Source organism: Exiguobacterium sp. UBA6309, from assembly GCF_002439205.1.
Taxonomy (GTDB): domain Bacteria; phylum Bacillota; class Bacilli; order Exiguobacteriales; family Exiguobacteriaceae; genus Exiguobacterium_A.
The window spans coordinates 1-6,877 of sequence record NZ_DJTL01000022.1 but is presented as its reverse complement, the minus strand read 5'-3'; the positions used below and the strand labels follow the sequence as shown (position 1 = coordinate 6,877).

Sequence of the window (6,877 nt, the reverse complement as noted above, 5' to 3'; positions counted from 1 at the left end):
CAGCATACGATTGAGATCATTGATCGAGACGGATTGATGGAACGAGTCGGAGAAAGCATTTACGAATGAAAGAGGTGCAACATGGTTACGGGAATCATCCTTGCCCTTTGTGGGGGTATGCTCGTTTGTATTCAAAATACGTTTAACGCAAAAGTCAAAGAACATGTCGGTGCTTGGGCGACGACGACGCTAGTCCTTGGACTCGGGTTCCTCGCTTCACTGACGATTGGTTTGATCGTCGAAGGGTCACAATTGTTTGCACTCGAACAGGCGCAAACTTGGTTTTGGTTCAGTGGGATCATCGGTGTCGGTGTCGTCCTCTGTGTGACGCAAGGGGTTCAACAACTCGGACCAAGTCGAGCGATTTCGATCGTCATGGTATCACAAATCCTGTTTGCCTTACTGTGGGATACGCTCGGTTGGTTCGGGTTACAAGCCGTTCCGTTTACGTGGACGAAAGCACTCGGTGTGTTGCTGATTGGTGGGGGCGTACTGTTATTTCAACTGGGCGGGAAAACAACAACTGTACGACAAGTACGTAAAGGAGCTTGAACATGTTTTATAAAACAGTATTATTCGATATTGACCATACACTACTTGATTTTGAAGCGACGGAACGGATTGCCTTTCGACGTCTGCTTGAGCAACAAGATCTAACGTGGACGACTGAGCGAGAAGCGCGCTACAAGGAAATCAATCACGCACTCTGGAGAGCACTCGAACGGGGTGAAGTGACACGGGAGGAAGTCATTCACTCGCGATTCGTGACGTTCTTTGCGGAAGAAGGACGAGAAGTCAACGGACGAGAAGTTGACGAAACGTATCGCGGATACCTCGCGCAAGGGACGGAATTGATTCCGGGTGCGACTGCCCTGTTAGAGCAACTAGAAGGGAACGTCGAGATGTACGTCGTCACGAACGGGATTTCAAAGACGCAACGCGCGCGACTTGATGGCGCCGGATTAACGCACTTCTTTAAAGCGATTTTCGTTTCAGAGGAGACAGGTTTCCAAAAGCCGATGGCAGGGTTCTTCAATCATGTGTTTGCGCGGATTCCGCAATTCGACCCGGCGCGAACAATCATCGTCGGTGATTCCTTATCGGCTGATATTGCAGGTGGGAACGAAGCCGGTATCGCAACGTGTTGGTTTAATCCAGAAGGAAAGTCGGCAACGGATATCAAGCCCACGTTTACGATTACCTCTTTAGCCGAACTACCTGCAGTGCTTGAAAACGCAGCAGTCCTTCAACAATGAATCAAATCAGTCGATAGGAAAGAGAAGGAAAGGGGGCGATCACCGTGCAACGATGTGATCAACAGACGCTGGAGGCAACTCCCGTCTAATTAAAAGGGGAAATGAACATGATTCAACTCGTACCGGTAACAGCAGAAAATTGGGAAGCTTGTTGTGAGCTGACGCTGACAGCAGAACAGCAGGACTTCATGGAAGCGAATGTCTATTCGATCGCGCAAGCGAAGTTCGAACCAAGCCTTGTCCTTCGGGCGATTATGATGGACGATACGGTTGTTGGTTTTGTGATGTACAACACGGAACTAGAAGAACTCGACGGCTACTGGATCTATCGCATCATGATTGATCAGGCGCAGCAAGGGAACGGTATCGGGCGATTAGCGATGCAAGCCGTGATTGAAGAGATGCGAATGTTACCCGCAGCAAAACGAATCGTCGTCGGTTATCGACCGGATAATCAGGCGGCACATCGTCTGTATGCGAGTCTTGGCTTCATCGACCACGGGGATCGATTCGGTCGGGAAATGGCAGTACGATTAGAAGTATAAAACTTGATGAACCGTCGATTAAACAGGAGACTCCTGACATGCTGTCGAACTAGAATCAGCATGTGAGCAACAAAGGAGTCTGATGAGATGAAAGTACGTCAAATGACAGCGGACGATTACGAAGAAGTCGTCCGGATTTACGAACAAGGGATAAAGACGGAGAACGCGACGTTTCGCACGGAAGCATTACCGTACGAAGAATGGACGGGACATCACCATGAACACAGTCGTCTCGTTGCGATCGAAGGCAAGCAACTGCTCGGATGGGTCGCATTAAGTCCATTTTCTTCGATTCCAGCATACGCTGGTGTCGCTGAAATCAGTCTTTATATCGCGGAAGAAGCACGCGGTAAAGGTGTCGGCACTCGCTTGATGGAAGACGTCATTGCAACAAGTGAAGCAGCAGGCATCTGGACCCTGCAATCGCAAGTCTTTCCGGAAAATCATGCGAGTCTGCGCCTTCATGAACGTTTTAATTTTCGCGAAGTTGGTCGCCGGGAGAGAATTGGTCGGCTCGGAGGCAGATGGCGCGATACGGTATTGCTCGAGCGACGCAGCACATATCTCTAAAATTCGGCAAGTGGACGCAATGTTCCCTTGCCTTCTTTGTGTTGAAAGCAAGGGATAACGGGAAAAGACAGACAGCAAAAGAAGGGGAGGGATCACGATGGATGATTTTTTTGGTGAGGGACTTGAGACCAATCAACAAAAGCGGAAACGCAAACTGGAGGAAATCTTTGATCAGTCGTTTGAATCGGAGCGAAGGGATTTTAATCAATCGTTGGAGCAGGACGTGACAGTTGCCCTGATCGGAGACGTCAATGCGGGGAAATCCTCGACCTTGAACGCAATTCTTGGTCGTGAAGTCGCGACGGTCGGGGCGCGCCCGGGTGAAACGGTCCGCATCGATCAAGTAAGGCAACATCCGGAAGATAAAGTCATCTTCGTCGATACACCGGGACTAAATGATGCCAATACACAGAACTCGGAAGCGACATGGACGTATTATCAAAGTGCCGATGTCATCCTCTATTTTTTAAATGCGGCAGGTACTGTCTTATCTGAGACAGAGACGAAAAATTTCCGGAAAATCTATCAACATAACCAAAATGTCTTGATCGTTGTCACGAAGATGGATGCGACGGATGATGTCGACACGATCGTCCGCCATATTGCAGAAAAACTACCAGGACCAAAAATCATTCCCGTATCAGCACGAGAAGGAACGAATATTGATCGGCTCCGTCGGGAGGTCCTCGATATCTTAAAAAAGTTCGACAAGGATAATGTGTTCGTTCGCCAGATGGATCCGACCGTTCGCGGAAAGATCGCCAACAATTGGATCGTGGGTGCCGGAACAGCTGCTGGTGCAATCGGTGCCGTCCCGTTTCCAGGAGCTGATATCATTCCGTTGACTTCAATTCAAATCGGCTTGATGCTCAAGTTATCAAATCTGTACGAACGGCAGTTATCCAAAGAGAGTGCGAAGGAGTTGCTTGTCGTGACGATCGTCGGAAACTCCGGAAAGACTGCTTTTCGGCAAATGGCGAAGCTAGTTCCGGGATATGGTGCCGTCATTGCCGCGGGAGTCGCTTCGACCGCCACCCTTGCACTCGGATACGGAACGAAATATGTCTATGAGAATAAGCTCGAATTAACACCGGAACAACTAATGGGGTTCGTCAAACGATTCCGAAAGAAGGCGGAGGAGTCGTCAGAAGAGACAAACGAGTAATCTTCTTGCTATTCCATACAGCAATGAAGGGGGAGAACATATGACACGACTACTCGAAGAAATCAAACAATATCAATCGAAATTCCGACAAAAGGCACCTGCTGAGAAACAACGGTTGATGGCGGAAGCGACAGCTGAACTTGCTGCTTCTGGGGTCGCTAAAGGGTTGGGTGTAGGAGACACAATCCCAAACTTTACGTTACCCGATGTATCTGGAGAGCTGGTCGCAATCGAGACGTTACTCGAGCAAGGTCCTGTCATCTTGACGTTCTACCGGGGTGGCTGGTGTCCGTACTGCAATCTCGAGCTTCGCGCGTACGAACGGGAAATCGAACGGATTCGCGCACTTGGTGCAACTGTTGTTGCAATCAGTCCGGAGACGCCTGATTTTGCTGAACAAACAGCGGATAAGAATGGCTTGAGTTTCCCTGTCTTAAGTGACGTTGATTTACATGTATCCCGTCAATTCGACCTCGTGTTTGACTTACCGGATTATCTAATTGAGATTTACAAGGCATCAGGACTCGATGTTGCGAAGCATAACGGAAATGATGACTGGCAACTTCCTAAACCAGCAACGTTCATCATTGAGACAAGTGGTGTGATTCGTTTCGTAGAAGTGCCATCGGATTATACGAAACGCGTTGATCCAGAGCAGATCATCCCAAAACTTGAACAGAATTAAAAGCATGAAGATTAATTCAAACGGTCTAGCTTCTCTCTATTTGTTGGGAGAAGTCAGACCGTTTGAAGTTTACCTTTATTTTGTATCAAGCAGTACTTGTCTCAACCATTCTTGAAATTTGAGATCAGTCTGTTGCCAGTCCATTGCCCGTGCAAAATGATGAGCGGAGATGCGAATGGCTTCGTACTCCTCTGAATCTCGGAAACAAGCTCGCATTTCGGCAGCGAGTGCACCAGGTGTTTTGTTTTTAGCCATGTAGCCTGTCATGCCATACTGAACGGCGTCTCGGACACCAGGAGCATCATATACGATGGACGGTGTTCCAACAGCTGCCGCTTCAATTATAGGAAAACCCACGCCTTCGCGTATAGAAGGGAAGAGGAGAGCGGTGGCACGACTCATCATGCTGCGCGTTTCTGTTTCAGTGACTGAATCGTAGTATGTGATGGCATCATCCACTTCTTTGGGAAGAGGGAGTGTAAGGTGTTGCAAGAGGTGGAAGCCGTTACGGATACCAATCAGCCAGAGGCGTGTCTCAGGAAACTCACGTTGGACCATGAGGAATGACTCTACAACATCTTGAAGTTCTTTTTCGTTCCGACGATTGATATATAGAAAGGTTGGAACGTGTTCTTTTACCTCCCACTCTTGTTCAGACCACGGGGAAAAAGAAAGTCCTGGCGGTAACATCGTGATATGGCGATTCGTAAAACCAACACTTTGCAGTTCCTCTACAACAGAGGGGCTGACAGTCAAGGCATGGCTATCCTTATACCATCTCAACCGTCGAGTCTCTGTCCATTCACCAAGTTTTGAAAAGGGAAAGAAAAGCGTCGTTGACCAACGTTCACGAACTAGTTGATAAAGAAATAAAGTTCGCTTATGACGTGGAACATACAGTGGTGTGAAGAAATGAAGTCCATTCAAATGATCCAGAACTAAATCAATCGTTTTAGCATATGACCAGTAGTAATAAAGTGCGTATGGAATAAGAGAAGCTGTCGTACCGTAACGGAGGTAAGTGATACCATCTCGATACTCCATCGGTGATCCGCCCTTGAATGAGACGGACAAATGGGTGACACGATAGGTAGTACTAATACGTCGCAACATTTCATGAATAAAAGTTTCAGCTTCTCCGGATTTGGGATGTCGAGCATCACGCCAAGATAAAAAAAGTAGATGAGGTTTCATGTCGTACCTCCTTTGTGTAGAAAAAATTGGATCCGAAAGATTGGTTCTGCTACTAATCTTCTCTACAGTAGAAGGATATTCCTAGAAAATCCTTCAAATCAAATGACTTCTGTTTCATCTATGATGTGCTGAAGCGTTACGTATAAAAGCTTTTGGGTAAAGAACAATAACGAAACGGGTAGGAGGAAAACACATGAAATGGAAGGGAAGAGAACGAAGTTCAAACGTCGAGGACCGGCGAGGAATGGGTGGAAAAGGAATCGCCGGTATCGGCGGTGGTGTCGGAATCATCCTGCTGATCGTCATCACTTTGATGGGTGGGAATCCAACTGAACTACTCGGAGACTTAACCGGTGGGGATCAGCAAAATACGACGTATGAGGAAACAGCGCAGGAAAAAGAAGCAGCGGACTTCGTCTCCGTCGTCTTGGCCGATACGGAACGAGTCTGGACAAAAGAATTTAAAGAAGATGGTAAGACCTATAAAAAACCGACACTCGTCTTATATACGGATCAAGTTAGTTCGGCTTGCGGACAAGCAGGGAAATCCGTCGGTCCCTTTTACTGTCCCGGTGATCAGAAATTATACATTGATTTAAGCTTTTATGATGAACTGCAGACGAAATACGGAGCACCGGGCGATTTTGCGATGGCCTATGTCATTGCGCATGAAGTCGGGCATCATGTCCAGACGTTACTCGGAAAATCGGATGAGATCATGCCACTTCGAAAGCAAATGAGTGAGGAGAAGTTCAACAAGTACCTCGTTCGATTCGAGCTACAGGCAGATTATTATGCCGGCGTCTGGGCGCATCACGCGCAAGGTGAAAACTTGCTCGAAGAAGGCGATCTCGAAGAAGCGTTGACAGCAGCGAATGCTGTTGGGGACGATACGTTACAAGAGAAAGGACAAGGATATGTCGTACCGGAAAGTTTCACTCACGGCACATCGGCGCAACGGGAACGTTGGTTCCAAAAAGGCTTTGATAACGGCACGATCGAAGGTGGAGACACATTCAAAGCGAAGAATCTATAAAACGAAGTAAAGACATACCTTTTGAAACATTTTCCAGTCGTTTCCGTAAAGAAGAGAGAAGGATTCAAAGGGGAGTGTCGAAGTTGAAGCACATCAGTCTATTTTTGTTGCTGTATACGGCTGTCGTCGTATTGACGTACATCGTGTCACGATTTGCGCCAAACTTGTTGGTCTACATGGTCTATATCGCGATTGCGTCGTTACTCGTCATAACGGGCTATTTATTGAAACGGCTTGTACTGAAACGTTAAATACCAAAAAGGGGCTGACTCACATGTCGTCCTTTACAAAGATAAGGGTGGCAGAATGATGATCTGCCACCCTTATCTCGTAAAAAAAAAGAATGACACGTCACACGCCACTCCTACAGGAAAAAGCGCATTATGCGCTGCCAGAGACAAATAAGACCCGCTTTCCTGCTTGAAT

General features: G+C 47.5%; 9 protein-coding genes. 8 read left to right on the top strand and 1 reads right to left on the bottom strand.

The features are described from left to right. Positions 1–81: 81 nt before the first annotated feature. From B3M90_RS06370 to B3M90_RS06345, 6 genes are all read left to right on the top strand, one after another. Positions 82–552 (top strand): DMT family transporter, encoded by a 471-nt coding sequence (locus tag B3M90_RS06370; RefSeq protein WP_035411580.1) that lies wholly within the window; start codon positions 82–84, stop codon positions 550–552. Between the two features lie 2 nt (positions 553–554). Beyond that, positions 555–1,256, top strand: coding sequence for a YjjG family noncanonical pyrimidine nucleotidase (locus tag B3M90_RS06365; RefSeq protein WP_290783060.1), 702 nt, complete (start codon positions 555–557; stop codon positions 1,254–1,256). Between the two features lie 107 nt (positions 1,257–1,363). Next, complete coding sequence (locus B3M90_RS06360) at positions 1,364–1,801, top strand: GNAT family N-acetyltransferase (protein WP_396205699.1); 438 nt, start codon at positions 1,364–1,366, stop codon at positions 1,799–1,801. Between the two features lie 87 nt (positions 1,802–1,888). Continuing rightward, a complete protein-coding gene (locus tag B3M90_RS06355; protein WP_290783056.1) occupies positions 1,889–2,371 on the top strand; it encodes a GNAT family N-acetyltransferase in 483 nt (160 codons plus the stop codon). Positions 2,372–2,468: 97 nt separating this feature from the next. After that, positions 2,469–3,536, top strand: coding sequence for a YcjF family protein (locus tag B3M90_RS06350; protein ID WP_290783054.1), 1,068 nt, complete (start codon positions 2,469–2,471; stop codon positions 3,534–3,536). Between the two features lie 40 nt (positions 3,537–3,576). Next, positions 3,577–4,221 carry a peroxiredoxin-like family protein gene (locus tag B3M90_RS06345; RefSeq protein WP_290783052.1) on the top strand — a complete coding sequence of 215 codons (645 nt, stop codon included), beginning with the start codon at positions 3,577–3,579 and terminating at the stop codon, positions 4,219–4,221. 75 nt (positions 4,222–4,296) lie between these two features. On the opposite strand, the gene B3M90_RS06340 is transcribed toward B3M90_RS06345, so the two are convergent. Continuing rightward, positions 4,297–5,415, bottom strand: coding sequence for a glycosyltransferase family 4 protein (locus B3M90_RS06340; RefSeq protein WP_290783050.1), 1,119 nt, complete (start codon positions 5,413–5,415; stop codon positions 4,297–4,299). Between the two features lie 193 nt (positions 5,416–5,608). Here B3M90_RS06340 and ypfJ point away from each other — a divergent pair, with 193 nt between their 5' ends. Both ypfJ and B3M90_RS06330 read left to right on the top strand, forming a co-directional pair. Then, positions 5,609–6,451, top strand: coding sequence for a KPN_02809 family neutral zinc metallopeptidase (ypfJ, locus tag B3M90_RS06335; protein WP_056064528.1), 843 nt, complete (start codon positions 5,609–5,611; stop codon positions 6,449–6,451). 83 nt (positions 6,452–6,534) lie between these two features. Beyond that, on the top strand, positions 6,535–6,702 hold the full coding sequence (locus tag B3M90_RS06330) for a hypothetical protein (protein ID WP_155960196.1): 168 nt from the start codon (positions 6,535–6,537) through the stop codon (positions 6,700–6,702). Positions 6,703–6,877 lie beyond the last annotated feature (175 nt).